We start from the raw sequence: 25,832 nt of genomic DNA on the forward strand, positions 1-25,832 counted from the left end.
GACAATGGACGCCGCTTTTCCGGACCTGCTCAAGCCGTTCCTCAAGTACGCGGGAACGCAGCCCATCACCGCCGAGGCCTCGCTCAACGAACTGGGCCTGGACTCGATGCGCGCGATCGAGCTGCTGTTCACCATCGAGGACACCTACGGGGTGTCCATGCCCGACGAGCTGCTGACCGACAGCACCTTCGCCACCGCGGGCAGCCTGTGGAACACCATCGAGTCGCTGCGGGGGCGGGCGGCGTGAGCACCGCGACCGGCCACGAGAGCGCGCTGGAGGAGGTGCTGGCCGCCGCCGCCGCGCACGCGGAGCACGCCGACGAGACGGCGGAGTTCCCGACGGCGGCGCTGGACGCGATGCGGGCCACCGGCCTGCTCGGCCTGCTGGTGCCGGCGGAGCACGGCGGCGGGGGTGGCGGGCTCGACGACCTCGTCGACGTGACCCTGCGGCTGGCCCGGGTGGACATGTCCGTCGCGTTGATCTTCGCGATGCACTGCCAGCAGGTCGCGGCGGTGGTCCGGCACGCCGACGGCCCGTTCGCCGAACGGCTCCTGCCGGAGCTCGGCAAGGGCGACGTCTACCTCGCCTCGGTGACCACCGAACGTGGCAAGGGCGGGCACCTGCTCAGCTCGGAGTCGACGGTCCGGCAGGACGCCGGGACCCTGACGATCGACCGGGACGCCCCCATCGTAACCGGCGGCCAGCACGCCGACGCGTACCTCATCACCACGCTGGCGCCGGACGCCACCTCGCCCACCCAGGTCTCCCTGGTGTACGCCCGCCGCGACCAGCTGACGCTGGAGGTGCGCGGCGGCTGGCAGCCGCTCGGCATGCGGGCCACCCAGAGCGTGCCGATGCGGCTGACCGGGCGGGTGCCGGCCGACCAGGTGATCGGCGCCCCCGGGAAGTTCCGCGAGATCGTCGCCCCCACCTTCGGCCCGCTGGCACACATCGGCTGGTCGGCGGCGTGGCTCGGCGCGGCCACCGGCGCGCTGTCGCGGATCCTGCACCACATCCGCGACGCCGGGCGGGGCCAGTTCGATCCCTCCTCCGAGCTGCTGCTGACCCGGCTGGCCCGCGTCCGGGGCCGGCTCGACCTGGTCAACGCCCTGCTGCGGCACACCGTCGCCGCCGTGCAGGGCACTCCCGACGTGGCCGACCCGTCGACCCAGCTGCTGGTCAACTCCCTCAAGGTGCACGCCGCCGAGCAGTGCTTCGCCGCCGCCGACGAGATGGTGGAGCTGGTCGGCCTGCGGCACGGCTACCTCAGGTCGTCGCCGCTGTACCTGGAGCGGGTCTTCCGGGACCTCCGCTCCGCCTCGCTGAACTACGCCAACGACCGGCTGCTGCTGGTCAACGGGGCGCTGACCCTGCGGGACCGGCAGGTGCACCTTGCCTGAGCTGCGGACGGCACCGGCGGCGGCCCCCGCGGCGCCCGGCCCGGCGACCCCCGGTCCAGCAGCGCCCGGCCCGGAGGCGCCCGGTGCCGACGTGGCCGCGCGTACCGAAGCGGCGCTGCGCGGGCTGGTCACCCCCGCCGACGCCCGGGCCGTCTGGCGGGCGCTCGGCGGGCACGGCCTGCTGCGTGACCTCGCGCCGGCCGAGCTGCCGGGGCTGCTCGGCACCCTCGACGCGCACTGTCCGGTCGGGGTGGTGCTGTCGGTCTGCGTCCAGGTCGCCAGTGCCCTGCCCGTCCTGCGCGAACAGGTCGACGCGGGGCCGGAGGACGGGCCGGTGCGGGCCGCGTACCTCGACGCGGTCGCCGGCCACGCGACGCTCGCGCTGGCCGCGACGGACCGCGACGGCGCCGGCTCCGACCTGATGGAGCTGGGCACGACGGTACGCATCGACGACCGGTCGCTGGTGCTCGACGGCGGGAAGCGGTGGATCACCAACGCCCGCACCGCCGCGTACGCGCTCGTGCTGGCCCGGCACCGCCCGCAGCGCCACTTCACCAGCTTCGTGTGGGTGCTGGTGCCCACCGACGCCCCGGGCGTGCGGGTGTCCGCCACCCGGGGCACCCCGCTGAGCGGCGCCGGCCTGGGCGACCTGCACTTCGACCAGGTACGCCTGGACCGGTCGTACCTGGTCGGCCGCCCCGGCCGGGGCATGGTCAGCTTCGCCCGGCACATCGCTACGGAACGCTTCGCCGGCGGTGTGTGGGCCGCCGCGATGTGCCGGCGCGTGCTCGCCGAGACCCACCGTCGGCTCGTCGAGCGTCCCCTCGGCGCCGGCCGGGCCTGGGACAACCCGGCGATCCGGGAGCGGTTCGCCCGGTGCGTGGTGGAGTCCTGGCGGATCGAGGTCGCCTGCGACGCCCACCGGGCGAGCACCGAGCCCCTGGTGACCAGCATGCTGCTGAAGGTCTCGGTGGCGCAGGGCCTGGACGTGGTGCTCGGCGAGTGCGCCGCCCTGCTCGGCGCGGAGGCGTACGCCGAGGGCGGGCTGGCGCAGCTGCGGGCCGCCGCCGGCATGTTCGCCACCGCCGGCGGCGCCACCGGGGCGATGCTGGCCGGGATCGCCGAGCACGTGCCCGACCTGCTCCGGGACCGGCCGTGGTGATGACGCGGCAGCGGACGGCGCTGGCCTGCCGGACGCGACCGCGCCGGGCCACGGCGGGCCGCCACGGCGGCGTCGTCCGGCTGCGGCTGGGCGCCCGGGTGCGGGTGGCGGTGGCCGAGCAGCGGCTGCTCGCCCACCTTCCGCCGGCCCCGTCCGACCTGGCCACCGTCGGCGACCTCCCCGCCGGACCGCGCGCCGAGCGGCTGGCCGCGCGGGCGCTGCTGCGCCTGCTGCTCGCCGCCGAGCTGGGCCGGACGGCCGGTGCCATGCCGATCGCCGCCCACGACGGCGGCCAGCCCTACCTGCCCGAGTGGCCGGAGGTCGGCGTCAGCCTGTCCCACGACGCCGGGACGGTGGCCGCCGCGCTCGGGCGCGGCGTACCGGTCGGCGTCGACGTCCAGGTGCCCGTGCCCGCGCCGCCGGCCCTGCTGCGCCGCTGCTGCGCCCCGGCGGTCCGCGCCGCCCTGGACCGGCTGCCCGAGCCGGCGCGGGACCGCGAATTCGCCTGGATCTGGACGGTGCAGGAGGCGTGCGTGAAGGCGACCGGAGCCGGCCTCGCCGGCCGGCCCTGGGCCATTCCGGTGCCGGCGGGACGGCGGACGGGCCGCTGGGCCGACCTGCGGTGGGTGAGCCTGCGCGGGCACACCCGGGTCCCGGCGAGCGTGGCGTACGGGGTGGGTACGCGATGACCGTCCCGGACCCCCGGTTCGCCGGGCTGAGCTGCTACACCGCCAACCTGGCCGGCTACCAGGCCGGCGAGTTCGCCGACACCCCCGACCGCTTCGCCGACTCGGTACGCGTCGCGGTGCGCACGGACCTGCCGGCGGGCGGGCTCGCCTTCTCCCACCACCGGGTGCCGCTGGACCGGCTGCCGGACGGCACCCGGCTGGCGTGGGCCACCGCCCCGGTCGACAGCCTCGTCGACCGCGTCGACGCGGAACTGCGGCGCCACGGGCGGGTGCTGGTGGTCACCGACAACGCGGCGCTGCCCTGGTCCCCCTCGATCGACGGCACCGGGCACGCGCCGCACTGGCTGCTGGTCGACGACCGGCGCGGCGACGACTGGCACGTCGTCGACGGGTTCAGCGGGCTGCTGCCCGCCGGCGAGCAGGAGCCGTACGCCGGCTGGCTCGGCACCGCCGGCCTGCTCGCCGCGATGAACTCGCCGCCGTCGTGGCGCCCGGAACAGGACCGGCGCAACGCGCTGGCCTTCGGCTTCTGGCTGCCCCCGCCGGCCGGCGCGCAGCCGCAGTGGCTGGTCCGTACGGGTGCCGCCGGGGACGAACCGGAGCTGCCCGGCGACTGGCTGCTCGACGAGGACGCGGCCCTGGAGTTCCTCCGCGACCACGTCGTCGCGCACCCGGAGGCCGCCGGGTCGCACCTCGACGACCTCTGGGCCGTCGCGCAGCATCGGACGTTCCGGTACCGCCACCTCGGCGACGACGAGGCGGCGCGGGCCTGGGCGGACCTGCCCCGGGCGCTGCGCTTCGCGGTGGAGTCGGCCCGCCGGGGGCGCCCCCGGTCCGCGCTGGTGCGGACCACCTTCGACCACCTGCGGCAGCTGGAACGAGACCGGTCGACCACCCCAGCGCCGGCGGCGGAACGCCCGCACCGGCAGACCTTGTGAAGGATGTGCGATGCAGACCCGTACCCTCTACGACTGGTTCCGTACGTCGGCCCGGCAGCACCCGGACAACGTGGCGATCGAGGTCGCCTCGGACGCACTGACCTACGCCGAGTTGCGGGCCGCGGCCGAGCGGTTGTCGGCCGCCATGCAGCGGGTGCCGGGGCGGCCACCCCGACGGGTCGGGCTGCTCACCTCCCGCAGCCTCGTCGGCTACATCGCCTACCTGGCCGCCCTGCGGCTGGGCGCGACGGTGGTGCCGCTCAATCCCGCCAACCCGGCGGCCCGCAACCTCGCCATCACCGACGAGGCGGACCTCGACCTCGTCATGGTCGACGACACCTCCGGCGACGGGCTGGCCGAGTTCCGCGCGCAGACCACCGTGCGGGTCCTCGACCTGACCGGTGAGGGCTGGCGCCGGTTCCTCGCCCCGGGCCACGCGACGGAGATCCCGCCGGCCGTGGAGCGGGGCCGCGACGACTTCGCGTACATCATCTTCACCAGCGGGACCACCGGGAAGCCCAAGGGCGTGCCGGCGACGCACGCCAACGTCGACTCGTTCCTCACCGAGGTGATCAAGCGGTACCGGTTCCGGCCCGAGTCGCGGGTCTCGCAGACCTTCGAGATGTGCTTCGACGGCTCCATCCTGGCGATGTTCGGCGCGTGGGGCACCGGGGCCACCCTGTGCGTGGCCCAGCGCGGGGACGTGCTGACGCCGGTGCGCTTCATCAACACGAAGCGGCTCACGCACTGGCTGTCGGTGCCGTCGCTGATCTCGTTCGCCAAGCGGCTGCGGGCGCTGGCGCCGGAGAGCATGCCGACCCTGCGGCTGAGTTCCTTCGGCGGGGAGCCGCTCACCATCGAGCAGGTCAACGACTGGACGGCGGCCGCGCCGAACACCGCCGTGATCAACTGCTACGGCCCGACCGAGACCACGGTCATCGTCACCGCGTACGAGGTGCCCGCCGACCCGGCCGCGCGGATCGAGTCGTCGAACCGCTCGGTGCCGATCGGGGACATCTACCCGCACCTCGACTACGTGCTGCTCGACGAGGACCTGCGCCCGTGCGACGACGGCGAGCTGTGCGTCCGCGGCGAGCAGCGCTTCCCCGGCTACCTGGACCCGGCCGAGAACGCGGGCCGCTTCGTCTCCTTCGACGGCGAGCGGGGTCGCCTCTACGACGGCACCGGGCCGTTGACCGCCGAGCACTGGTACCGCACGGGCGACCGGGTCCGCCGCGAGTTCGGCGAACTGGTGCACCAGGGCCGCATCGACCACCAGGTGAAGGTGCGCGGCAACCGCGTCGAGCTGGCCGAGATCGAGGCCGCGCTGCGCGCCCACGCGGACGTGGTGGAGGCGGTGGTGCTCACCGTCGCCGGCGACGACGGGGAGCTGGACCTGCACGCCGTCTACACGGGCGCGTCGCTGGCCGACGACGACCTCACCCGGCTGGTAGGGCACCTGCCGCCGTACATGCGGCCACGGGCGTTCCACCACCGGGCGGAGATCCCGCTGACCGAGGTGGACAAGGTCGACCGCAAGCGGTTGACCTCCGAGCTGCTCGCCACCCGTGGCTGAGCAGGGCGCCGGGGCCGTCCCCGAACCGGTCCCGGCCACCGCGATGCAGGAGGCCCTGTGGTGGGTGCACCAGCGGGCCCGCGACCGGTCCGTCTACCACCTCACCTGGCGGCTCGGGGTGGACGAGCCACTCGACGAGGCGGCGCTGGCCGTCGCCTGGCAAGCGATGGTCGACCGGCACGAGGCGCTGCGGACCTCGGTCGTACGGCACGCGGACGCCGTCACGCTGATGGTGGCGCCCCGCGTCGCCGTCGGCCTGCACCGGCTGGAGGTGGACGACCCGGGGGACGCCGACCCGGGCACCCTGCTGCGGCTCGTCGCCGAGGAGGTGCACGCCGCGCCGGTGGACCCGGAGGCAGCACCGCTGGCCCGGATCACCCTGGCCCGGGTCGGCGACCGGCACGAGGTGCTGCTGACCGTGCACCACATGGTGCTCGACGGCTGGGCGGTCCAACTGCTCGTCGGCGAGCTGTCCGAGACGTACGCGGCCGTGCGGGAGGGGCGTGCCGTGAGCTTCCCGGCCGACCCGGTGCCGTTCAGCACGTACGCCCGGGAGCAGGCCGCGGCCCGCGCGGACGGCCGGTGGGACAAGAGCCTGGCGTACTGGTGCGACGCGCTCGCCGGCGCCGCCTCCGCCGTCCTGGAACCCGACCTGCCGGGCGAGGTGACCAGCGGCGCACCCGGCGCGATCCTGCGCTACGGCTTCAGCGCCGAGGCGGGCGCCGGGATCGCGGCCCTGGCCAAGGCCACCTTCGCCACCCCGTTCGCGATCATCCTCGCCGCGGCGCAACTCGTGCTCGCCCGGGCCGGCGCCGGGCCGGACGTGGCGGTGGGCGTGGTGACCGCGAACCGGATGACCACCCGCGACCAGGCGTTGCTCGGCTACACCGCGAACCTCTGCGTGGCCCGGGCCAGGGTCGCCGAGGCGGACACCGTCGTCGCGGTGGTGGGTGCCGCCCGGGACGGCATGTGGCAGATGCTGACCCACCAGGCGGTGCCGTATCCGGTGGTGTTCGGGGCGCTGCCCGAGCAGACCCGGGCGGCCCTCGGCGACCCCGCGCCGCTGCTGCTGAGCTACCTCGGCCCGATCGGCACCGACCTGCGGATCGGCCCGGTCCCGGCGACGCTGCTGCCCAGCCCGAACCGGGCCGCCCGGGCCGACGTGGCGATGTCCGTCTGGGAGGCCGACGGCGGCTACCTCGCCGAGATCGAGTACCACACCGGACGCTACCGGGAGAGCAGCGTGCTGGCGCTGCTGCACGACCTCGACGCGGTGCTGGCCGACGGCGGCGCCGAGCCGCAGCGTACGGTCGGCTCGTTCGAGGTCGCGACCCGCGCCCACGCCGGCCGCGCGGCCCCGGCCGCCGCGGACCGCGACCCGGCGGCCGGCCCGCTGCCCGAGTCGGCGGACTGGCGCCACGTCGTCGCCGCCTGGACCGACGTGCTCGGCGCCCGACCGGCGGGGCCGGACGTCGACTTCTTCGCCGCCGGCGGCAACTCGCTGAGCGCCCTGCGCCTCGTGGACGCGCTGGCCGCCGGCGGGAGGCCGGCGGTGGACGTCGTGCGATGGCTGGGCGAGCCGACCCCCCAACGGCTGACCGACCTGCTGGGCGGCGGGCCCGAGCCGGTCCCGGCGGAGTCGACGCTGGTGCGGCTGCGGGACGGCTCGGGCCCGCACCTGCACCTGGTGCACGGCGCCGGGGGCAGCCCGCAGGACTACCAGGACCTGCTGGCGGAGCTGCCGGAGCACTGGCGGGTGACGGCGTCCCGCGACAGCGCGCAACTGCCGACGGTGCCGGAGCTGGCCCGCCGCTACCGGGCCGACCTGGACGCCGCCGGCCTGGTCCCGGACCTGCTCGGCGGGTGGTCGTTCGGCGGTCAGGTCGCCTACCAGATGGCCGCCGACCAGGTCGGGCGGCGTTCGGCGCTGGTACTGCTGGATTCCGCCCCGCCGGTCGGGTACGAGCTGCCGGCCGACGACGTCCGGCAGCGCTTCGACACCTTCACGGAGAACGTCCACCGGGCCCTCGGCCTGGAGCCGGACGCCCCGAGGCCCCGCGTGACGGGCGGCGCGGAGCCGGGCGGCTTCGACGAGCGGCTGGCGGTCGGCGCGCTCGCGGCCTGCCTGGCGGCCGTCCGGCAGCCCGTGCCGACGGCGCTGCTGGCGCACCGGTGGCGCAGCTACGAGCGCCACCTGCGGGCCAGTGCCGGGTACGTCCACGACGGCCCGGTCGACACCCCCGCGCTGGTGATCGGCGCGGACCTGCTCGACGCGCAGCTCGCCCAGTGGGCGGCCCGCGTCGGGGCGGCCCGGTCCCACCGCATCGGCACCGACCACTTCGGAGTGCTGCACTCCGCCGCCGTGGCGCAGGTAGCGGCGGCCGTCATCGATTTCGCACGCGTCGCGGCGGCGCGAGGTTAACCAAGGAGGATCCGTGTTCGACTCGAGAGTCTTGTACCAGGAACTGCGGGAGCACGTGGAGCGCGAGGTGGCGCCGGACGACATCGCCACGGCCCGCCGCGACTTCTCGTACCTGGGGCACGCGAAGGTCTCCTTCGTCGCCCCCGACAGCGTCAAGAAGGCGGTCGCCGACGAGGTCAACGAGCTGATCGACAAGGCGGGCACGCGACGGGACCTGCGGTTCGCCGAGACCGACTACACGCCGCGCCGGATGCGCAACGTGACGCGGGCGGAGATCGCCGACCTGGGCACCGTGATCAGCGGGATCTACACGGCGGAGCCGATCCTGCGGGTGTTGTCGGAGGTGGCCGGCGAGCCGGTACACCCGTGCCCGTACGAGCCGGAGCAGTTCGTCATCACCTGCCTGGAGAAGGACGGCGACACCCACGGCTGGCACTGGGACGACTTCACCTTCGCCCTGGTCTGGGTGGTGGAGTGCCCGCCGGTGGAGCACGGCGGCTTCGTCCAGTGCGTGCCCGGCACCACCTGGAACAAGAAGCGTCCGGAGATCAACCGTGCGCTGGTCAGCCGCCCCATCTACTCGATGGAGTTGTTCCCCGGCGACCTGTACCTGATGCGGACCAACACCACGCTGCACCGGGTCGCCCCGGTCCGCCAGGGTCGCCGCAAGATCATCAACATGGGGTACGCCTCCACGTCCGACCTGACCCGCGACTTCACCCACGAAACCATGGACCAGCTGTGGGCCACCGCGCCCGCCGGAGAGGTGTGACCGTCATGTCGTCTCGGAACAACATCGCCCCCCAGCACATCGTGCTCGCCTTCTCCGGCGGGCTCGACACCTCGGTGGCCCTGGTCTGGCTCAAGGAGCGCTACCGCTGCCGGCTGACCGCGTTCATCGCCGACCTGGGCCAGGGCGAGGAGCTGGACAACGCCGCCCGCAAGGCCGAGAAGCTCGGCGCGGACGAGGTGCGGGTGGTCGACCTGCGCGAGGAGTTCGCCCGGGACTACGCCTTCCCGATGTACCGGGCCAACGCCCTCTACGAGGGGCAGTACCTGATGGGCTCCTCCATCGGCCGGCCGCTGATCGCCGCGGCACAGGTGCGGGTGGCCGAGGAGGTCGGCGCCGACGCCGTGGCGCACGGGGCCACCGGCAAGGGCAACGACCAGATCCGCTTCGAGATGACCTTCGCCGCGCTGCGCCCCGACCTCACGGTGATCAGCCCGTGGCGGGAGTGGGACCTCGCCTCCCGCAGCGACCTGCTCGCCTACGCCGGACGGCACGGCATCGAGCTGGACCTGAGCAGCGGCGAGCGGCCGTACTCCATCGACAGCAACCTGCTGCACACCTCGTACGAGGGCGAGGCGCTGGAGGACCCGGCGCAGCCCGCGCCGGAGGGCCTGCTGTTCCGGGTGCGCGACATCGCCGACACCCCGGACGAGCCCGAGACCGTCGAGATCCACTTCCAGGGCGGCAACCCGGTCGGCGTCAACGGGACGCCCCTGTCGGCGAGCGCCGTGCTGGAGGCGCTCGACGAGATCGGCCGCCGGCACGGGATCGGCCGCCTCGACATCGTGGAGAACCGGATCTTCGGCATGAAGACCCGCAACATCTACGAGGCGCCGTCGGGCAGCCTCCTCTGGCACGCCCACCGGGCGGTGGAGTCGCTGGTGCTCGACCCGGAGGTGGCGCAGCTCAAGGAGGAGCTGATGCCGAAGTACACCGCCCTGGTCTACCGGGGCCTGTGGTTCGCCCCCGAGCGGCTGATGTTGCAGACGGCCATCGACTTCAGCCAGCAGGACGTCACCGGCGACGCGATCCTGCGGGTGCACCGGGGAACCGTCCAGGTGATCGGCCGCCGCTCCCCGCACAGCCGCTACGACACCGCGTTCGCCACCTTCGAGGCGGACGACGTGTTCGACCAGCGCGACTCCTCCGGCTGGCTGCGGGTCAACACCGTCCGCTTCCGGGCCGGGCGGGCCAACGGGACGGCGAAGCCGTGAGGATCGTCTTCTTCGGCTACGGCGAGCTGGGCGCCACCGTGCTGCGGGGCATCGCCCCGCACCACGAGGTGCTGCTCGTGCTGACCCACCGGGCCGAGTTCAGCGGCCTCGGCGAGCCGGACGTGGAGCTGGCCGCAGCCGAACTGGGACTGCCGGTGCGCTACTCGGCCACCGCCCGCGAGCCCGACCTGCACGAGCAACTGCGCGACCTCGCGCCGGAGGTCATCGTCTCCACCAACTGGCGGACCCGGGTGCCGGCGGAGGTGCTGCGGATCCCGGAACGCGGCGCGATCAACACGCACGACGCGCTGCTGCCCGCGTACGCGGGGTTCGGTGCGGTCAACTGGGCGATCCGCAACGGCGAGGAGGAGACCGGCCTCACCGTGCACTACATGGCGGAGGAGCTGGACACCGGGCCGGTCATCACGCAGACCCGCGTGAAGATCGGCCCGTACGACACCGCCGGGCTGATCCTGGACCGGCTCCTCGCGGAGTACGTGCCGGTCACGCTTCAGGCGTTGGACCGGGTCGCCGAGGGGCACCGGGGCGAGCCGCAGCCGCCCGAGGGGGCGTCGTTCTACCACCGGATCGGGGTCGAGGACACCCGGATCGACTGGCGGGACAGCGCCACCACGATCTGCAACCTGGTACGCGGCCAGTCGGACCCGTTCGTCAACGCGTGGACGACGCACCGCGGGCTCCGGCTCTGGGTCAAGGCCGCCGCCCGGCCGACCCGGGCGCACGGCGGCACGCCCGGCCGGATCGTCAAGGCCGACTACGGCGGCGTGGTCGTCGCCAGCGGCGGCCCGGGCGACGGCGACGACCGTGGGGTGGTGCTGCTCCAGGTCAGCACCGAGACCGGCCCACCCGTGCGCGCCCTCGACTACTTCACCACCTTCGGCGAGTACCTTCACTGACACGGTGACCGGGGGCGCCGGTCATCGCGCTACGACGATGACGGGAGAGGTCGGATGATCGGTCGACTGCACTCGGTGGTGCTGGACTGTCCGGACGCCGAGAAGTTGGCGGAGTTCTACGTCGAGCTGACCGGCCTGGAATGGGCCGACAGCGACGGGTACTGGGTGACGTTGAAGGGCTCGGACGGGCATCCCCGCCTCTGCCTGCAGAGCGTCGCCGACTACCAGCCGCCGCAGTGGCCGGATCCGACCTTCCCGCAGCAGGCCCACCTCGACGTGGAGGTGGACGACATCCAGGAGGCCGAGCAGGCCGTGCTCCGGCTGGGTGCCACCCTGCTGCGCGGTGGCGGGAGCCGCAACCACGGCTTCCGGGTCTACGCCGACCCGGTGGGGCACCCGTTCTGCCTGGTGTGGGGTCAGGACTGACGCCATGACCAACCAGGACCAGGCGGTGGAGTTCCGCCGTACCGCGGGCGCGTTCGCCACCGGCGTCGGCATCGTCAGCAGCGTGCACGACGACATTCCGCTGGCGATGACGGTCAACTCGTTCACCACCGTGTCGCTGCACCCCACCCTGGTCCTGACCTGCCTGAAGCACCGGAGTCGACTGCTCGCCCAGATCCGCGACTCCGGCATCTTCGCGGTCACCGTGCTGGCGGCGGACCAACGGGACGTCGCCCGTTGGTTCGCCGACGCCCGGCGGCCCTCCGGCGCGGCCGCGTTCGCTGGCGTCCGGGTGCACCGGGCGCCGGCGACCGGCTGCCTCGTGTTCAGCGAGGGGCTGGCCTACTTCGACTGCCGGGTGCGCGACCTCTCCGACCAGGGCGACCACTCGGTGGTCATCGGGGAGGCGGTGTCCTACGGCGCCCTGCACCCGACCAAGGCGCCGCTGCTCTACCTGCACGGGTCGTACCGGTCGATCGCGGCGGCGCCCTCGGCGGCGTCCGCCGCGTAGCGGGCGGAGGCGGCCACCCGCCTCCACCGGCGCGCTCGCCCACCGTCCGCTCTTCCACCTCGTCCTCGACGACGGCCGGTACGAGTCCACCGGAGGCCAGAGCGTCCCGTCGCGACGCATCAACTTCACCGCACTCGCCGAAGCCGCCGGATACACCGGTGTCTGGCACGTCGACGACCTGAGCAAGTTCAAGGAGTTGCTGCACAGCGAGCTGAGCACGTGCGCGACCGCCACGTTCGTGCACTGCGGGCTCATCGAACAGGACGACGCCGGCGCGCCGCCGAGAATCGAAGCCGAACTCGCGCAGCACCAGCTCCGGTCAGCGGACACCTCGCCGCGCGCCGGTGACCACCGGCCGACGCCTAGGCCGCTGAGGCCACCCGTCGGCAGTCGTTCCGTGGATGGTCCGTGGCGGTCCGGGCCATCCACGGACCGGGCTGCGACCGACGGTGCAGGAATTGATGCAGTACGGCCAGCCGGCCGTGCCCCTGCCCAAGCGATTCCGGGAGTACCCCCGAGTCGACCGTTGGAGGATGACGGGACGGCGCTGTGCGGCCCACTTCATTAGGGTGGACGGTTGGATCGCCGACCCACCGGAGGTCGCTTGTTGTCCGAAACACCGGACGCCGGACCCTATCTCCGCAGCTACGACCCGGTGATCATGCCCGATCACCTGACCTGGCCAGAGGCCGATCCGGCCCGGAATCCGTTCGACCCGGACGCCGCCCCGGCCGTCATCCGGTCGCTGCCGGCCGCCGCAACTGTCCCCACCCGGCCACCTGGCCGCTCCGGCAGACCGGAGGTGTACGACTGGGGACAGCAGCAGGGCACCCGGTGGGCCGATCAGATGAGCTTCGCGATCGTCGGTCGTTACGGACGCTGGGCGTCGGGCTGGCGGTGGGGTGTCGGCGAGGCGGACTTCAACGGCGGCCCCGTCCATGCCTGGTGCTGCCCGACCGACAGCATGGGTGGCCCGGAGCAGACGCTCGGCGTGGTCACCGAGTCTCTGGTGGAGTGGCGGGGGTGGCTGGAGGAACTGTCCGAACGCTTCGACCGGTTCCTGCCGTCACTCGCCGCCGACCCGGCCGACCCAGATGTCTGGGAACGTGCGGTGCGCCATCTCGTTACCGTGGTGGTCGACCGGACCTGTGCCGACGGCGCCTGGGAATGGCACTGCCGGCAGGTGCTCGGCTGGTTTCTCGGCCTGACGGACGTACCGCCAGAACGACACAGGCCGCTGCTCGACCATTCGATCGACGGCCGTTTCGACGACTTTCGCGCCCCGTCGAACCTCCTGATCCTGGACGTCGCCGAGCGATTCGGCCGGGCGGTAACCGGTCGGTGATCATGTCGATCGCCGGCGGGTGCGTGGCGTCCGACGGCGTGCACAGGAGGTGATCCTTCCAAGTTCACCGTCGCTCAGCCGATCCCACGATCGCCTCGGCCGTCGTTGTGCGGCTGGTCTTCGCCGGTCCCAACGAGGTCACCGGACGACTCAACCAGATCGATGAAGCGTCGAAAGATCGGCCACGGAATCCGCGCGTCACCGACCTGCACCAGCACACGATGTGCCGGCTGCGGCGTGAACGGGCCGTCATCCGGGGTTGCGTCAGGGATGACGACCGCGACATGCCCGCCCGCCTCCGACATGCCGGTCAGCTCGTACCGCCAGGCGTCGTCGGGCAGGCTGCCGGGTCCGTTAGGAGTTGTTATACGCCGACCGGGCTGCCGGCGCCAGCCGGTGGGTCGGTGCGACCCCGGGCCTGCCGGGCCCGCCAGGAGCGCTCGACCAGCGCCACGACAAGTAGCCAGATCCCCATCCCCGAGCCGACCCAGATGCGTCGCATCGGAGCGAACGCTTCGGCGTCCCTGGCCCAGTCCCGCTCTTCGAGGTAGACGACGGTCATCCTCTCCCCGACCCCGGGAGTCCCCTTCCAGGCCCACAGCTCCGTCTCGTGCCCCGAGGCGAGCCGGACCCGGACGAGGTCGGAGCGACCGACGTGCCGTGCCCTGACGACCTCGGCCGGCGTGCTGACGCCGTTCGCGCTGAGATAGAGGCCCTGGCCGATGGTAACCAGCGCCCAAGTGACCAGCAGCGCACCGCTGAGCACGAGTGCCAGCATCCGCCGTCTCGGGTTGGCGGTGAACGGGCCTGACGTCGACGCAGGCTGAGGGTGCGGGGTGACCATCGCCCCAGCATGTCAACCACCGGCAACGGGGTGCGGTGGGCCCGGCGGGGGGCCCGTCGCGGCCACCCCGTTCGAGTAGGACGAGGAGCGGACCCATCGTCACCATCACGGCTGCCCCCTGCCGACAGGGTGTGGAAGCGGGCCGGCACGAGGATCTTCAGCTCAACCGCCCAAGATCATTGCAAGGAGGGCTGCAGACAGCGGCTACGGGTGGCATCCGGCCGCACAGGTCGACCGATCGATGCGGTGACGTATCCGCAGTTCAGGAAGCGTTTTTGCTGATCTTCGAGGTGCCCCCGGCAGGATTCGAACCTGCGACACACGGTTTAGGAAACCGATGCTCTATCCCCTGAGCTACGAGGGCGCGAGGGCCTAGTCTAGCGACCCGGGCGTTCACCTGGGGTGGCAGGGAGTCGCCCACGTTCACCCACGTCACCCGGACCGGCGTTGTCCCAGCCCAGGACCACACGCCGAGTCTCCATGTGACTCCGGGTGATCTTGGTGGGCAGGGTGGAGCGGCCGGCGCGATGGCGTTGCGTCGGCGGGGAGCGGTCTGCTTCAGGCCGCCGCGCGGATCACCGGTGCCGGTCGAGTGAAGGTTTTGCGGTCCCGGATGAGTGCCCAGAGAACGTCGACGCGTCGTCGGGCGAGGGCGAGTATGGCTTGGCGGTGGTTCTTTCCTTCGGCGCGTTTCTTCTCGTAGTAGGCGCGGGAGGTGGGGCATTCTCGGGCGGCGGTGAAGGCGGCCATCCACAGAATGTGCCGCAGTCTCCGGTGATAGCGGCGGGGCTGCCGATGGTTGCCGGAAACCGTTCCGGAATCACGGGAGATGGGCGCAAGGCCGGCGTGGGCGGCGAGTTTCGCGGGGCTGTCGTACTCGGTCATGCCGGCGGTGTGGACGAGCAGTTCGGCGGTAAGCAGGTTTCCCATACCGGGCAGACTTCCGATGATCGGCGCCAAGGGGTGCTGTTCGAGGTGGTCGGCGATGAGGTCGTCGACGGCGGAGATGCGTTGTTCGAGGGCGAGGATCTCGGTGGCCATCTGCCCGACCACCATCGCGGCGGCGCGTTGCCCGGGCAGGTTCACGGTCTGCTGCCGGGCGGCGGCGACCATCGCCTCAGCGACCTGGACGGCGTTCTTGACGTGCCCGCGCCGGAGCAGGGCGGTGATCCGGTCAATGCCGGCGTGCCGGATCGCCGCCGGAGTCTGCCAGCACGCCAGGACCATCATCGGAGCCTTCCGGTTGAGTTCCACCGCTCGCTCCAACGCCGGACTGATCCCGGTGAGCAGCTCCTGCAACCGGAACAGGGTCGCGACACGCTGGCCGACGAGGCCGGCACGGTAGCTGGTCAGGACGGTGAGTTCGGCGAGGAGCCGGTCGGACGGTTCCAGGATCGGGATGTCGGGGCGCATCCGGATGGTCTGGGCGATCACCAGCGCGTCGCGAGCGTCGGTCTTGTTCTCACCGGCGAACGCGGCGGCCATGTGGAACGCGACGGTCCCGGAGACGTAGCGGACCTGGGCCTGTCGGCGCCACAGCAGGGTCAGCAGCAGCGCCGACATCCCGGTGGTGACGTCGACCGCCCAGCAGACCGGGCGGCCGTGCGTCGAGACCTCGGCCATGACGGTGAGCAGGGCGGTCTCGTCGTTGGCTACTCGGCGGGAGTAGACCAGCCGGCCGTCGCCGTCGACGGCGGCGACATGGTGGTGGGTCTTGCCGATGTCCACGCCGATCCACAGCCTCGCCACCCTCGCGCCTCTCCTCCATCCGATCGGGACTTCTGTCGGGCCGTCGTCTGTGGGTTCGGATTTGCCGGCACCTTCTACGAATGCGAACGCAGGTCGCGGATCTCCATCAGCGGTCTACCGAATCTCGCAGACGACGAAGCGGCGGGTGGCATCTCCTACCGTGAGCCAAGCCATCTCGACGAAACACACGCAGCCATACCCACCGCTCCCGGGCATCAGGGTCTACGGCCACCAGGGCCGCGCCCGTTCAACCAGCCCGCCCGCGAGGCGGGAAAGTGGGTGGGCACCTCGAGGCTCAGCCACGATCACGGCGGAACACACACAGCCATCCCCACTCCCGGCCCTGCGGGCGCGGCAACCTCGATCCTGCCGCCGTCACCGGCCGGCACCTCGGACACGATGTGCGGGACCCACGCCGCATGCTTCACCGAGCGCGGGGCAGGCGTACGGCATGGTGGCCCAGGACGGCTGGTCGCCGGCCGCCGTTTCGCGACCGGCCTGATTCCTAATTCCTACGCCAACCATCGCTGCAGCGGCTTGAATAGCGGTGTGCAGGTCAGCAAGGACGGGCGGGACTGGCGCATCGGCACCGCCGCCGACGTCGGCTGGATCGCGGGTCACACCACTGCCGGGGTCTCGGTCACCACTGCCATCCCGCCGGCGTTCGACGCCTACGCCACCACCTACCAGGCCGACGACGTCACCGCCGCCGCCTACGAGCACGCCCTGGTCGAGGACCTCACCACGCACACTCGGGACCAACCGTGGTGGCTGGCGTACCTCGACACCGGCGCCCACGACGTCGTCTTCCCCCACGCCCCGAGGGTGTTCCTCTACTGGAACTGGCCGTACGTGCTGGTCCAGGCCGGCCCCGAGCAGGCCCTCACCTGGCGCACTGGCGGTCACATGCGCCACGGCCGCGGAGTGCTACCCGACCTCTTCTTCCCCGCCGACCGGTCATGGCTGGTCTCCGCGCTCTGGGACGACACCTGGACCTGCGTCGGCGGCCCAACACCACTGATCCACACCCTTCAACGCGACCCCGTGGCCAACGTCCGCGAGGTCCGACCCGACGAGGACGCGCTGCCGCCGGGGCTGACCCGCGAGTGACGACCCACGTCCCGGGGCCACGGTCAGCCTCCAACGGTGGCTAAGGGACGTCTCGTAACTGGGTGGAGGCGTTGCCCGGCACCGGCCCGGCGTTCAGCCGGCCAGGATGATGTTGTGGAGGTTAGCGATGCCGGACGCGGCGTCGGTCAATGTGTGGGCGGCGCGGCGGTAGTCGCGCAGGATCTTGAAGCACTTCATCCTGGCCAGGGCGTGTTCGACCCCTGCTCGGACGGTGCGGTGTTCGACGTTGAGGGCTTCCTTCCAGTCCGGCAGGTCGCTGCCGTCGGTGGGCTTGCGGTACGGGATGATCACCTCGGGGTTGCCGCGGTAGCCGCCGTCGGCCATCACCGGCCGCCCGTCGAGCTTCTCGGCGATGCCTGAGGTGCGGTAGACGATGGTGTCGTTGCGGTTGCCGGGCTGCGGGTCGCCGACGGCGATGACCAGGCGGGTGCTGGCGTCGATGGCGACCTGCAGGTTGGTGGAGTAGCGGTAGTTCTTGCTCCGGGCGGCCAGGCGGTGATCGCGGGTGGGGACCAGCGTCCCGTCGACGATCGCGATCTGCTCGACCGGCCGCTTACGCACCGGCGCCAGGGCCAGCAGCGGCGCGAGGGTGTCGATGACCCGGTGCGCGGCGGAGTGCGACACCCCGAACAGCGGGCCGATCTGCCGCATCGTCAGGTTCGTACGCCAGTACGCGGCGACCAGCAACACCCGATCCGGCAGGTCGAGGGCCCACTGCCGGCCCGGCCGGCCGTCGGCGATGCCGTCACCGCCGCGCTCGGCGACCAGTCGGACCAGCGAACGGAACTGGGCGGGCTGCAGCCCGGTGAACGGGAAGATCCACTCCGGGCGGGCTGCCGAGATCACCTGCACCCAGGCATCTTGACCGACCATCCTCAACGGACAGACACCGGGGTTACGAGACATCCCTTAGCCTCGCCACTTCTCGGCGGGTCGGCAACCGCCGGTCGGTTTGCCGTAGATCCGCTTCCCGTTCGGGCCCACGTAGCAATGCTCGAGTTGGTCCTCGGCCTGGAACAGCGGGCGCCTGTCGATCTCCACATTCTTGGCGTCGTAGCTGACCAGTTCAGGGGTGCTGCCGGCCTTTAGTCTGGCGTCGCTGGTCATCAGGCCAAACGCGCCTTCGGAGAGCCGGGCCGCGGTGGCGTGGCCGTCGCCGTGGTCGAGTACGAGCCGGTGGACACGTCGCTGATCCGGCCGCTGACGCTGACGTCACCGCCGTCGGACTCGGTGGAGGTCAGCAGCAGTCGCTGCACCGGCCCGGGCAGCCACTCACCGTGCGGCCACGCTCAGTGGCGCCCCCGCCGGACTCCCGGCCCGTGCCCGGCGACTTGACGTCGCAGGTGGCGTAGCCGACGTCGTTCATGAACAACACCAACGCGGTCACCCCGCTCCATGGCCACCGCCAAGTCGGCCAGGGACACCGGTACGGGCCGCTTTCCCGGGTCCTACCGGGCCTGCCGTTGCGGGGAGTTCCACCGCAGGCACCGCTCGGCCGCATCCCGCAGCGTCGGCGACAACTCACCCGATCCCATGGCCAACACCTGCACGGCCGGTCGGTCCGGCCGCTGCCACACCACCGCCGCGACACCGGACGCCACGGCCAGCAGCACCACCCCCGCCACGGCGGCTCGCAGTCGTGCCGTACGAGCCGGGCGCGGGCGCACAGAACCAAGGATCCGAGCCCGCATCGCGTGCCCCGCCTCCGGCGGCAGGTCCCGCTCCGCGGGCAGGTCGAGAATGTCGTTCACCGCGTCCCCTCCTGAATCTCCTCGGGCAACAGCCGCGCCAGGCGGCTGCGCGCCCGACTCACCCGGGACCGCACCGCCACCTCACTGATGCCCAACACCGCTGCCGCGTCCGGGTACGACACGCCGGACCACAGGCACAACGCGACCGCCTCCCGCTCCGCCGGCGACAAATGGCGGACCACCGAGAGGACCTCGGCCATCCGCCGCTCGTCATCGAGCCGCGCGGCCACCTCGTCGGCGAGATCACCACCGGCGTACCGCTCCGCAGGTAGACGCCGGAGCAGCGCCAGCCACCGGCGCGCCGACCGCCACTCGGAGCGGACCTCGTTGGTGGCGACGACCAGCAGCCACGGCAGCGCCGAGCCGTCCACCAGCCGGGCGTCGCGACGGCGACGCCACGCGACGAGGAACGTCGCCTGGGTGACGTCCTCGGCCGTCGACCACGACCCGGTCAACCGGAACGCGTGGTTGTAGACCGGACGGGAGTACCGGTCGAAGAGCCGACCAAACGCCGACTCGTCACCGGCGGCGATCGAGGACCACAGTTCCTCGTCCGACGGCCGTACCTGATGCCTCACACCACACTATGACCGCCCACGCCGACTCTGTTGCAGGTCGCGGCGCACCTCTCGACGAGTACGTGGATCCAAATCTTCGATGCGCGGATGGATGGCGAGGGCAGGGTAGCGCTATCGGGTGATTCGTTCGTTGCTGGGTGTGACGTTGTGACTGGTGCCGGACATAAGCACGGTAGGAGGTGCCATGGACGTCGCGGAGAAGCAGTTCACCGAGTTGTTCGAGCGCCATCACGGGGACGTGTGGCGGTACGTGGCTCGGCGGATCGGCGGATCGGACGTCGGTGATGTTGTTGCCGAGGTCTTTCTGGTCGCGTGGCGACGTCTGGGTGATGTCCCGGCCGGGTCGGCGTTGCCGTGGCTGTACGGGGTGGCTCGGCTGGTGCTGTCGAACGCGACCAGGGGCCAACGGCGGTGGCAGGAGTTGGCGCTGCGGGTCGCGGCGGAGCCGGACGGGTCGGTGACCGTGGATCACGCGGACGAGGTCGTCAGCCAGCGTGACGTCGCGGTGGCGTTCGGGCGGTTGTCCGCCGCGGACCAGGAGGTGTTGCGGCTGGTGGCCTGGGAGCGGCTGAGTGTCGCTGAGGCTGCCGTCGTGCTCGGCCAGTCGCGGGCGACGTGTGCGATGCGGCTGATGCGGGCCCGCCGCCGGTTGCGGACACAGCTGGGCATGGTCGGTGACGGAGCGCAGCAGGCGCGGCGGGCGACGCCGTTGATGTCGAATCGGGGTGCATGAGATGAAGGCTGTCAATGAGGTGCGCCAGCTGCTGGGCGGTCTGGATCCGGCACGAGATGTCCATCCTGCAGACGAGAACCGCCGTGTGCGGGACCTGTCGCGCATTCTCGCCTCTGACCGGGTCGCGGTCAGTGGGAGGCGAGGGGTTCCCCGGCGTCGTCTGGTGTTGGCGGCGGCCGGCACGGCGGTCCTGGCGGTGGCGGCTGGCGGGGTGGCGCTGGAGACGTTTCGGCAGCCGCAGCCCGCGTTCGCGGCGACGCCTGCGATCCTGAGCTACGGTCCGCCCGCGAGCGCGGAGCCAGCCAGCACGAGGTTGCGACAGCTCGCCGCCTCGGCAGCGGCGCAGCCGGCGCCGCAGCGGCCAGCGGGAACGGTGGAGCACCTCGAGTCCGCGAACTGGTTCCTGAACTCGTCGATATCGGGCGGTCGGACGACGTCTGCGGTGGTGCCGCAGCAATGGCGGTCCTGGCGGACCGACAACGACGCTGGGCGGATGGTCAAGAGGGACCTGCCGCCGACGTTCCGCACAGCTGTCGACCGGCGGGAGTGGCAGCGGCGGGGTGGCCGCGTCGACTCCGTCCAAGAGGTACGCGACTCCGCCGCCGGTGACTTCTACACCCCCTTCCAGGGGCCGGTCCCGACTGAGGCCGAGACTCTACGACAGTGGCTGACGGCGGGCGCGGGCGCGCCTGAGGCCCCCGTGCAGTACCTGGAAGATGTCGCCGAGCTTGCCGGTGTGCGGCTGTTGAACCCGGCGCAACGCGCGGCGGTGCTCATGCTGTTGGCCGATCTACCGGGGATCACGGCTGCCGGAACGGTCACCGATCGAGCCGGGCGTCACGGGGAGGCGTTTTCGATCGTCTCCGATGCCCATGGCTTGCCTGCCCAGTACACCGTGATCGTCGATCCCGGTACCGGCGCGCTGCTGGGGTATGAGGAGATGCTGACCACGACGGCGGGAAAGTTGAACGTCGTGATTCCTGCGGTCATCAGCTATCGGTCTTACCTGATCGCCGAGTACGCCCCCATGCCGCGTTGACGTCCTCGGCCGTCGACCAGGACTCGGTCAACCTCATCGTCCACGTCCATCACGCAAGGTTAGGACGCATCACTCGGCGAAACGGTTCTCTCCAACGCGCCACACGCACCGCGGACACCGATGACGGTCTCCGTTCTCTACGCTGCTCCCATGGCAGCGTGTCCCGAGCTGACCAGGCCGCTCCCCCACGCGGGGTCCGGTCACGGTCTCTCCGGGGCAACCCCGGGGACGCGATACTCACCTCGGCACCACACCACAGGTGCGTCGGCACGCTCCGCGAGCCTGTGCACCCGCACGACCGGGCATCGTCGGGACACGCTGCCACCACCGGCCCGCTCGTGACCACCCTTCACGCCCTCGCCACCGCGCTCGCCGACGCGTTCCTCGCCGGCGACGACTGGCGCCGCGCCGATCTCGTCGACCAGGGTGGGCTCGTCCTCGGGGTCCGGCGGCGATGGCTGTGGCCGGTCGCCGACGCGGTGCAGGTCGCCTACCCGCGCCCACCCACCGACCGGCCACGCGAGCTCGCCGAGTTCCTGAGCACCCTCGATCCGCTCCGCGCGGCAGTCGCCGCATCCCGCCAGCACCAGCGGCCCATTGTCATCCACACGCGGCCCGTGACGCCGACCCGCACCGTCCGCCGACCCTGGCACACCCCGGCCATCGACACAGTCGGCGACCTGGCCGGGATGCTCGACCTGAGCATCGAGCACCTCGACTGGTACGCCGACCGACGGGCCATGAACCGACGCGCCATCGCCCACCGGCTGCATCACTACCACTACCGATGGACCGACCGGGGCCGGTTGATCGAGGCACCGAAATCTCGGCTTCGCGCCCTGCAACGCCGGCTGCTCGCCGAGGTCCTCGGGCCGATCCCGGTCCACCCCGCGGCGCACGGCTTCGTACCCGGTCGCTCCGCGCACACCTTCGCCGCCGCCCACACCGCACAGCCGGTCGTCGTCCGGATCGACCTGCTCGCCTTCTTCACCCACATCCCCGCCACCCGCGTCTACGGACTGTTCCGCACCGCCGGCTACCCCGAACCCGTCGCCCACACCCTCACCGGACTCTGCACCACCCGCACCCCACACCCCGTCCTCCGCCAGGCACCCACCGACCTACCGCAGCGGGCGGCCCGGCTCGCCGCGCTGCGCACCGGCCACCTGCCACAAGGCGCTCCCACCTCGCCCGCACTGGCCAACCTGTGCGCCTACCGACTCGACCGACGCCTCACCGGCCTCGCCAAGGCCTTCGAGATCACCTACACCCGGTACGCCGACGACCTCGCCTTCTCCGGCGACCTCACCACCCGCCGCACCCACGACCTGATCGCCGCCGTCACCGACATCGCCCGCGACGAAGGCTTCCAAGTCCACCCAACCAAGACCCGCGTCCGCGGCCGAGCCGACCGGCAACTCCTCGCCGGACTCGTCGTCAACCACCACCCCGCCACACCACGCGACGAATACGACCAGCTCCGCGCCATCCTCCACAACGCCGCCCGCACCGGCCTCGCCTCGCAGAACCGGAACGGCCACCCCGACTTCGCTCAATACCTCATCGGACGAGTTCTCTGGGTCGGTCATCATCATCCGGCACGCACAGCCAAACTCGCCGCGCTGCTGGCCCACGCTCTTGCGGCACCGTAGGCTGACGCGGCGCGGCAGCTTCGCCGGATCTCGGCAAGGACGCGTTGGACCGACTGAAGCATGTCCTGAGCAGGACTTACGCTTGTTCTGCTGATCTTCGGCAAGCGAGCACAGCAATGCGCGTGTGCGACCCGCTAACGTGAAGACGGAATAGGAACCCGCAGGTAGTGAGCCTCTGGGTACAGATAGAGCGTCGTCTTAGGAAACCGATGCTCTATCCCCTGAGCTACGAGGGCGCGAGTGCCCAGTCTAGCGGCCTGCCGGTTCACCCGGGGTGGCAGGGAGTGGCCCACGTTCACCCACGTCGTCGCCCTGGTCAGGGCCGACCGATGACCACACCCCGAGCACACGGACCCCGGCAGCGACCCGGCCCGTTGACCCGCCGTGGCATCCGGTGGCACCGGTTGCCCCACGGTGGCATCCGCTCTCGAGCACACACCGCGCACATCATCGAAGGTCCGGGAGTCGGGTCGCGTCCGCGCGAGTGGTGTAAGAGACGGCCATCGCGGGATCCGGTCTGATGTTATGCGGCGATCGGGGCGGGGTCGGTCTGGTCGGTGACGTGTTGGTCGGTGTCGATCGTGACCATGCGGGCTTTGGCGAGTAGTTCCAGGCCCATGTAGCGGCGTCCTTCGGTCCACTCGTCGGTTTGCTCGGCCAGGACGGCGCCGACGAGGCGGATGATCGACGGCCGGTTGGGGAAGATCCCGACGACGTCGGTGCGGCGGCGGATCTCCTTGTTCAACCGCTCCTGCGGATTATTCGACCAGATCTGACGCCAGATCTCGCGCGGGAAACCGGTGAACGCGAGGAGGTCATCCCTGGCGGCGTCGAGGTGCTCGGCTGCGGCTGGGAACTTCGCCTCGATCGTGGCCACGACCCGCTGGAACTGGGCTCGGACGGCGTCGGCATCCGGCTGGTCGAAGATTGTGCGGACGAGGGTGGCGATCCAGGGCTGCGCCGACTTGGGCACCTTGGTCAGCAGGTTGCGCAGGTAGTGGGTCCGGCAGCGCTGCCACGCAGCGCCGGGCAGGGCCGCGCCGATCGCGGACACCAGGCCGGCGTGGGCGTCGGAGATGACCAGACGCACCCCGGTCAGGCCGCGGGCGGTCAGCGACCGCAGGAACGCCAGCCAGCCGGCGCCGTCCTCGTCGGAGGCGACGTCGAGGCCGAGGACTTCGCGTTGGCCGTCGGCGTTGACGCCGACAGCGATCAGCGCGTGGACGTTGACGGTGCGGCCGTGCTCGCGGACCTTCATCGTCAGCGCGTCCATCCACACGAACGTGTAGTGGCCTGAGTCGAGGGGTCGGTTGCGAAACGCCTCGACCTGGGTGTCGAGGTGGGCGGCCATCTCCGAGACCTGCGACTTCGACAGCTGCCGGATCCCGAGCTGCTCGACCAGCTTCTCCACCCGCCGCGTCGACACCCCCAGCAGATAGGAGGTGGCCACGACCGACACCAGAGCCTGCTCGGCCCGCCGACGGTGGGTCAGCAGCCAGTCCGGAAAGTACGAGCCCTGGCGCAGCTTGGGGATGGCCAAGTCGATCGTCCCGGCCCGGGTGTCCCACTCCCGAGGCCGGTATCCGTTACGCGAGTTCACCCGCTCGTCGCTGCGCTGCCCGTAACCGGCACCGCAGATCGCGTCCGCTTCCGCGGACATCAACGCCTGCGCGAACGTTTTGATCATCGCCTGCAACACGTCCGGCGACGCGCCCTCGATCTGCTCGCGCAGCAGGTCAACAGGGTTCATACTCTCTGATGCGGCCATCGCGTTCTCTCTTCCTTCTCTGACTTGGTCGTCTTGAAGGATCGACGCGATGGCCGTCTCTCATCTACGCAACACGCCCATCACGGGCAAGTCGTACACCACTCCAGCGGACGCAACCGGCGGGGGGAGCGGGGTTGGCACCTCGAACGTCAGCCACGATCACGGCGGAACACACTTCAGCCATCCCCACTCCCGGCCCAACGGGCACGGCAACCTCAGCCTGCCGCCGTCACCGACAGACACCCCGGACACGATGTGCGAGTTCGGTGGGCATCGGCCCTCTTCGACGAGCGCGGAAGAGCGTGCGGTGATGCCCATAAAGGGCGCGCGGCGCCAGCCCTGCCGCAAGGGCTTTCGGCGGTTCAGTAGCCCCACCGGTGCCGGACGCGGGTTTCGCGTACCGGGATTTCGGGGTGGGGACTTCGGGTTCGTCGCCTACGCCGACACCGACACCGCCCAGGACGTCCTGGTCCGCGTTGTCGGTGGCGACACCGACCCGGGAGCCCAGACCGCCCCCCTCGCACGCGCCCGCGAGTTGTGGTGGCTCTCCCGCGCCGTACGGGCCAAGTACACCGCCATCTCCCGCGCCGTGCCGCTGCTGCTCGCCGGGTACGCCGGCGCCGCCACCACCGCAGCCCTGGCGATCTGGGCCCGGTGACCACGATGACCGCGACCACCACCCTCGTCGTGCAGGACCCCGTCGACGCCTACGAACTGTTCGCCCACGCCCGCACCGTGCTCAGGCTGCCCCTGGACGGCCGATGGCACCTGGTCGACCACGGCCGCGTCCACATGCTGCAAACCCTGCCCGGACAGGGCGCACCGGCCCTGGCCAGCGTGCACCTCCCCGTCGACGGCAGCCGGCACCCCGGCGAGCCCCACGCCGGCATCCCCGGCGGCTACGCCCTGCTCGCCTTCACCACCGACGGCGGCGACACCAACAGGACCCAGCGCCGGCACCGCGACCTCGCCGGCCAGGCTAGTGCGTGGCTGACCCACCGACGGCTTCGCTGGACCTGGTCACACGCCGACGGGCCCTTCACGACCAACCACGCCGATCTTGCGACCAGGGGCCAAATAGTTGATCTTTTTGGGGGTCTGCGCGGTCCCTGATCGCTGCCACGGTGGTTGACCGCTGTGAGTCGATCTCCTCTGAGCATCGGCGAGCTGGTCGAGCA

At 71.7% G+C, this 25,832-nt stretch carries 28 protein-coding genes and 1 tRNA gene; 19 read left to right on the plus strand and 10 right to left on the minus strand.

The window, feature by feature from the left end:
• Positions 1-4 precede the first annotated feature (4 nt).
• The 13 genes from GA0070610_RS24275 to GA0070610_RS24335 all read left to right on the plus strand — a co-directional run bounded on the left by GA0070610_RS24275 (position 5) and on the right by GA0070610_RS24335 (position 13,409).
• Complete coding sequence (locus tag GA0070610_RS24275; RefSeq protein WP_089002193.1) at positions 5-247, plus strand: phosphopantetheine-binding protein; 243 nt, start codon at positions 5-7, stop codon at positions 245-247.
• Positions 244-1,401 carry an acyl-CoA dehydrogenase family protein gene (locus GA0070610_RS24280; RefSeq protein WP_089002194.1) on the plus strand — a complete coding sequence of 386 codons (1,158 nt, stop codon included), beginning with the start codon at positions 244-246 and terminating at the stop codon, positions 1,399-1,401. The genes GA0070610_RS24275 and GA0070610_RS24280 overlap by 4 nt, the downstream gene beginning before the upstream one ends.
• A gap of 91 nt (positions 1,402-1,492) precedes the next feature.
• Positions 1,493-2,563, plus strand: a complete 1,071-nt coding sequence (locus tag GA0070610_RS24285) for an acyl-CoA dehydrogenase family protein (RefSeq protein WP_231925789.1) — start codon at positions 1,493-1,495, stop codon at positions 2,561-2,563.
• Positions 2,563-3,252: a 4'-phosphopantetheinyl transferase family protein gene (locus tag GA0070610_RS24290; protein ID WP_089003704.1), complete on the plus strand. Its 690-nt coding sequence runs from the start codon at positions 2,563-2,565 to the stop codon at positions 3,250-3,252. Before GA0070610_RS24285 ends, GA0070610_RS24290 begins: the two co-directional genes overlap by 1 nt.
• Positions 3,249-4,190 carry a hypothetical protein gene (locus GA0070610_RS24295; RefSeq protein ID WP_089002196.1) on the plus strand — a complete coding sequence of 314 codons (942 nt, stop codon included), beginning with the start codon at positions 3,249-3,251 and terminating at the stop codon, positions 4,188-4,190. Before GA0070610_RS24290 ends, GA0070610_RS24295 begins: the two co-directional genes overlap by 4 nt.
• 10 nt (positions 4,191-4,200) lie before the next feature.
• Positions 4,201-5,766, plus strand: a complete 1,566-nt coding sequence (locus GA0070610_RS24300; RefSeq protein ID WP_089002197.1) for an amino acid adenylation domain-containing protein — start codon at positions 4,201-4,203, stop codon at positions 5,764-5,766.
• Positions 5,759-8,188: a condensation domain-containing protein gene (locus tag GA0070610_RS24305; RefSeq protein ID WP_231925790.1), complete on the plus strand. Its 2,430-nt coding sequence runs from the start codon at positions 5,759-5,761 to the stop codon at positions 8,186-8,188. The genes GA0070610_RS24300 and GA0070610_RS24305 overlap by 8 nt, the downstream gene beginning before the upstream one ends.
• 13 nt (positions 8,189-8,201) lie before the next feature.
• Positions 8,202-8,960: a HalD/BesD family halogenase gene (locus GA0070610_RS24310; RefSeq protein WP_089002198.1), complete on the plus strand. Its 759-nt coding sequence runs from the start codon at positions 8,202-8,204 to the stop codon at positions 8,958-8,960.
• Positions 8,961-8,965: 5 nt separating this feature from the next.
• Complete coding sequence (locus GA0070610_RS24315) at positions 8,966-10,192, plus strand: argininosuccinate synthase (RefSeq protein ID WP_089003706.1); 1,227 nt, start codon at positions 8,966-8,968, stop codon at positions 10,190-10,192.
• Positions 10,189-11,109, plus strand: a complete 921-nt coding sequence (locus GA0070610_RS24320) for a methionyl-tRNA formyltransferase (protein ID WP_089002199.1) — start codon at positions 10,189-10,191, stop codon at positions 11,107-11,109. Before GA0070610_RS24315 ends, GA0070610_RS24320 begins: the two co-directional genes overlap by 4 nt.
• Positions 11,110-11,163: 54 nt before the next feature.
• Positions 11,164-11,535, plus strand: coding sequence for a VOC family protein (locus GA0070610_RS24325; RefSeq protein ID WP_089002200.1), 372 nt, complete (start codon positions 11,164-11,166; stop codon positions 11,533-11,535).
• 4 nt (positions 11,536-11,539) lie between these two features.
• Positions 11,540-12,064: a flavin reductase family protein gene (locus GA0070610_RS24330; RefSeq protein WP_089002201.1), complete on the plus strand. Its 525-nt coding sequence runs from the start codon at positions 11,540-11,542 to the stop codon at positions 12,062-12,064.
• Positions 12,065-12,641: 577 nt separating this feature from the next.
• Positions 12,642-13,409 carry a hypothetical protein gene (locus GA0070610_RS24335; RefSeq protein ID WP_157747221.1) on the plus strand — a complete coding sequence of 256 codons (768 nt, stop codon included), beginning with the start codon at positions 12,642-12,644 and terminating at the stop codon, positions 13,407-13,409.
• 74 nt (positions 13,410-13,483) lie between these two features.
• Here the strand turns inward: GA0070610_RS24335 and GA0070610_RS24340 are convergent, their stop codons facing one another.
• The 4 genes from GA0070610_RS24340 to GA0070610_RS24355 all read right to left on the minus strand — a co-directional run bounded on the left by GA0070610_RS24340 (position 13,484) and on the right by GA0070610_RS24355 (position 16,002).
• Complete coding sequence (locus GA0070610_RS24340) at positions 13,484-13,714, minus strand: hypothetical protein (RefSeq protein ID WP_089002203.1); 231 nt, start codon at positions 13,712-13,714, stop codon at positions 13,484-13,486.
• Between the two features lie 59 nt (positions 13,715-13,773).
• On the minus strand, positions 13,774-14,187 hold the full coding sequence (locus tag GA0070610_RS24345; protein WP_089002204.1) for a hypothetical protein: 414 nt from the start codon (positions 14,185-14,187) through the stop codon (positions 13,774-13,776).
• Positions 14,188-14,544: 357 nt separating this feature from the next.
• Positions 14,545-14,617 (minus strand) — tRNA-Arg (locus GA0070610_RS24350).
• A gap of 194 nt (positions 14,618-14,811) precedes the next feature.
• Entirely contained in the window at positions 14,812-16,002 is a 1,191-nt protein-coding gene (locus GA0070610_RS24355) for an IS110 family RNA-guided transposase (RefSeq protein ID WP_089002205.1), read from the minus strand.
• A 549-nt stretch (positions 16,003-16,551) separates the two neighbouring features.
• On the opposite strand from GA0070610_RS24355, the gene GA0070610_RS30970 reads away from it, so the two are divergent.
• The gene (locus GA0070610_RS30970; RefSeq protein WP_172896585.1) at positions 16,552-17,112 is read left to right on the plus strand and encodes a hypothetical protein; all 561 of its coding nucleotides are present in this window, start codon (positions 16,552-16,554) and stop codon (positions 17,110-17,112) included.
• Between the two features lie 93 nt (positions 17,113-17,205).
• On the opposite strand, the gene GA0070610_RS24370 is transcribed toward GA0070610_RS30970, so the two are convergent.
• From GA0070610_RS24370 to GA0070610_RS24380, 5 genes are all read right to left on the minus strand, one after another.
• A complete protein-coding gene (locus GA0070610_RS24370; protein WP_088998274.1) occupies positions 17,206-17,985 on the minus strand; it encodes a transposase family protein in 780 nt (259 codons plus the stop codon).
• Between the two features lie 57 nt (positions 17,986-18,042).
• Positions 18,043-18,240, minus strand: a complete 198-nt coding sequence (locus GA0070610_RS31550; protein WP_231925791.1) for a hypothetical protein — start codon at positions 18,238-18,240, stop codon at positions 18,043-18,045.
• 130 nt (positions 18,241-18,370) lie between these two features.
• Positions 18,371-18,520, minus strand: coding sequence for a hypothetical protein (locus tag GA0070610_RS31555; RefSeq protein ID WP_231925792.1), 150 nt, complete (start codon positions 18,518-18,520; stop codon positions 18,371-18,373).
• A gap of 61 nt (positions 18,521-18,581) precedes the next feature.
• Positions 18,582-18,884: a hypothetical protein gene (locus GA0070610_RS31560; RefSeq protein ID WP_231925793.1), complete on the minus strand. Its 303-nt coding sequence runs from the start codon at positions 18,882-18,884 to the stop codon at positions 18,582-18,584.
• Entirely contained in the window at positions 18,881-19,462 is a 582-nt protein-coding gene (locus GA0070610_RS24380; RefSeq protein WP_089002206.1) for an RNA polymerase sigma factor, read from the minus strand. Before GA0070610_RS24380 ends, GA0070610_RS31560 begins: the two co-directional genes overlap by 4 nt.
• Positions 19,463-19,646: 184 nt before the next feature.
• Here GA0070610_RS24380 and GA0070610_RS24385 point away from each other — a divergent pair, with 184 nt between their 5' ends.
• The 3 genes from GA0070610_RS24385 to GA0070610_RS24395 all read left to right on the plus strand — a co-directional run bounded on the left by GA0070610_RS24385 (position 19,647) and on the right by GA0070610_RS24395 (position 22,886).
• Complete coding sequence (locus GA0070610_RS24385; RefSeq protein WP_089002207.1) at positions 19,647-20,195, plus strand: RNA polymerase sigma factor; 549 nt, start codon at positions 19,647-19,649, stop codon at positions 20,193-20,195.
• Position 20,196: 1 nt separating this feature from the next.
• Positions 20,197-21,234, plus strand: a complete 1,038-nt coding sequence (locus tag GA0070610_RS24390) for a CU044_5270 family protein (RefSeq protein ID WP_089002208.1) — start codon at positions 20,197-20,199, stop codon at positions 21,232-21,234.
• A 338-nt stretch (positions 21,235-21,572) separates the two neighbouring features.
• Entirely contained in the window at positions 21,573-22,886 is a 1,314-nt protein-coding gene (locus GA0070610_RS24395) for a reverse transcriptase family protein (RefSeq protein WP_197697766.1), read from the plus strand.
• Positions 22,887-23,409: 523 nt separating this feature from the next.
• On the opposite strand, the gene GA0070610_RS24400 is transcribed toward GA0070610_RS24395, so the two are convergent.
• A complete protein-coding gene (locus tag GA0070610_RS24400) occupies positions 23,410-24,654 on the minus strand; it encodes an IS256 family transposase (protein WP_089002209.1) in 1,245 nt (414 codons plus the stop codon).
• 310 nt (positions 24,655-24,964) lie between these two features.
• Here GA0070610_RS24400 and GA0070610_RS24405 point away from each other — a divergent pair, with 310 nt between their 5' ends.
• Together GA0070610_RS24405 and GA0070610_RS24410 are read left to right on the plus strand one after the other, a co-directional pair.
• Positions 24,965-25,312, plus strand: coding sequence for a hypothetical protein (locus tag GA0070610_RS24405; RefSeq protein ID WP_091113588.1), 348 nt, complete (start codon positions 24,965-24,967; stop codon positions 25,310-25,312).
• A 5-nt stretch (positions 25,313-25,317) separates the two neighbouring features.
• Positions 25,318-25,767: a hypothetical protein gene (locus tag GA0070610_RS24410; protein WP_124778772.1), complete on the plus strand. Its 450-nt coding sequence runs from the start codon at positions 25,318-25,320 to the stop codon at positions 25,765-25,767.
• Positions 25,768-25,832: the final 65 nt, after the last annotated feature.

The sequence above is a fragment of the Micromonospora echinofusca genome (assembly GCF_900091445.1).
Lineage (GTDB): Bacteria > Actinomycetota > Actinomycetes > Mycobacteriales > Micromonosporaceae > Micromonospora > Micromonospora echinofusca.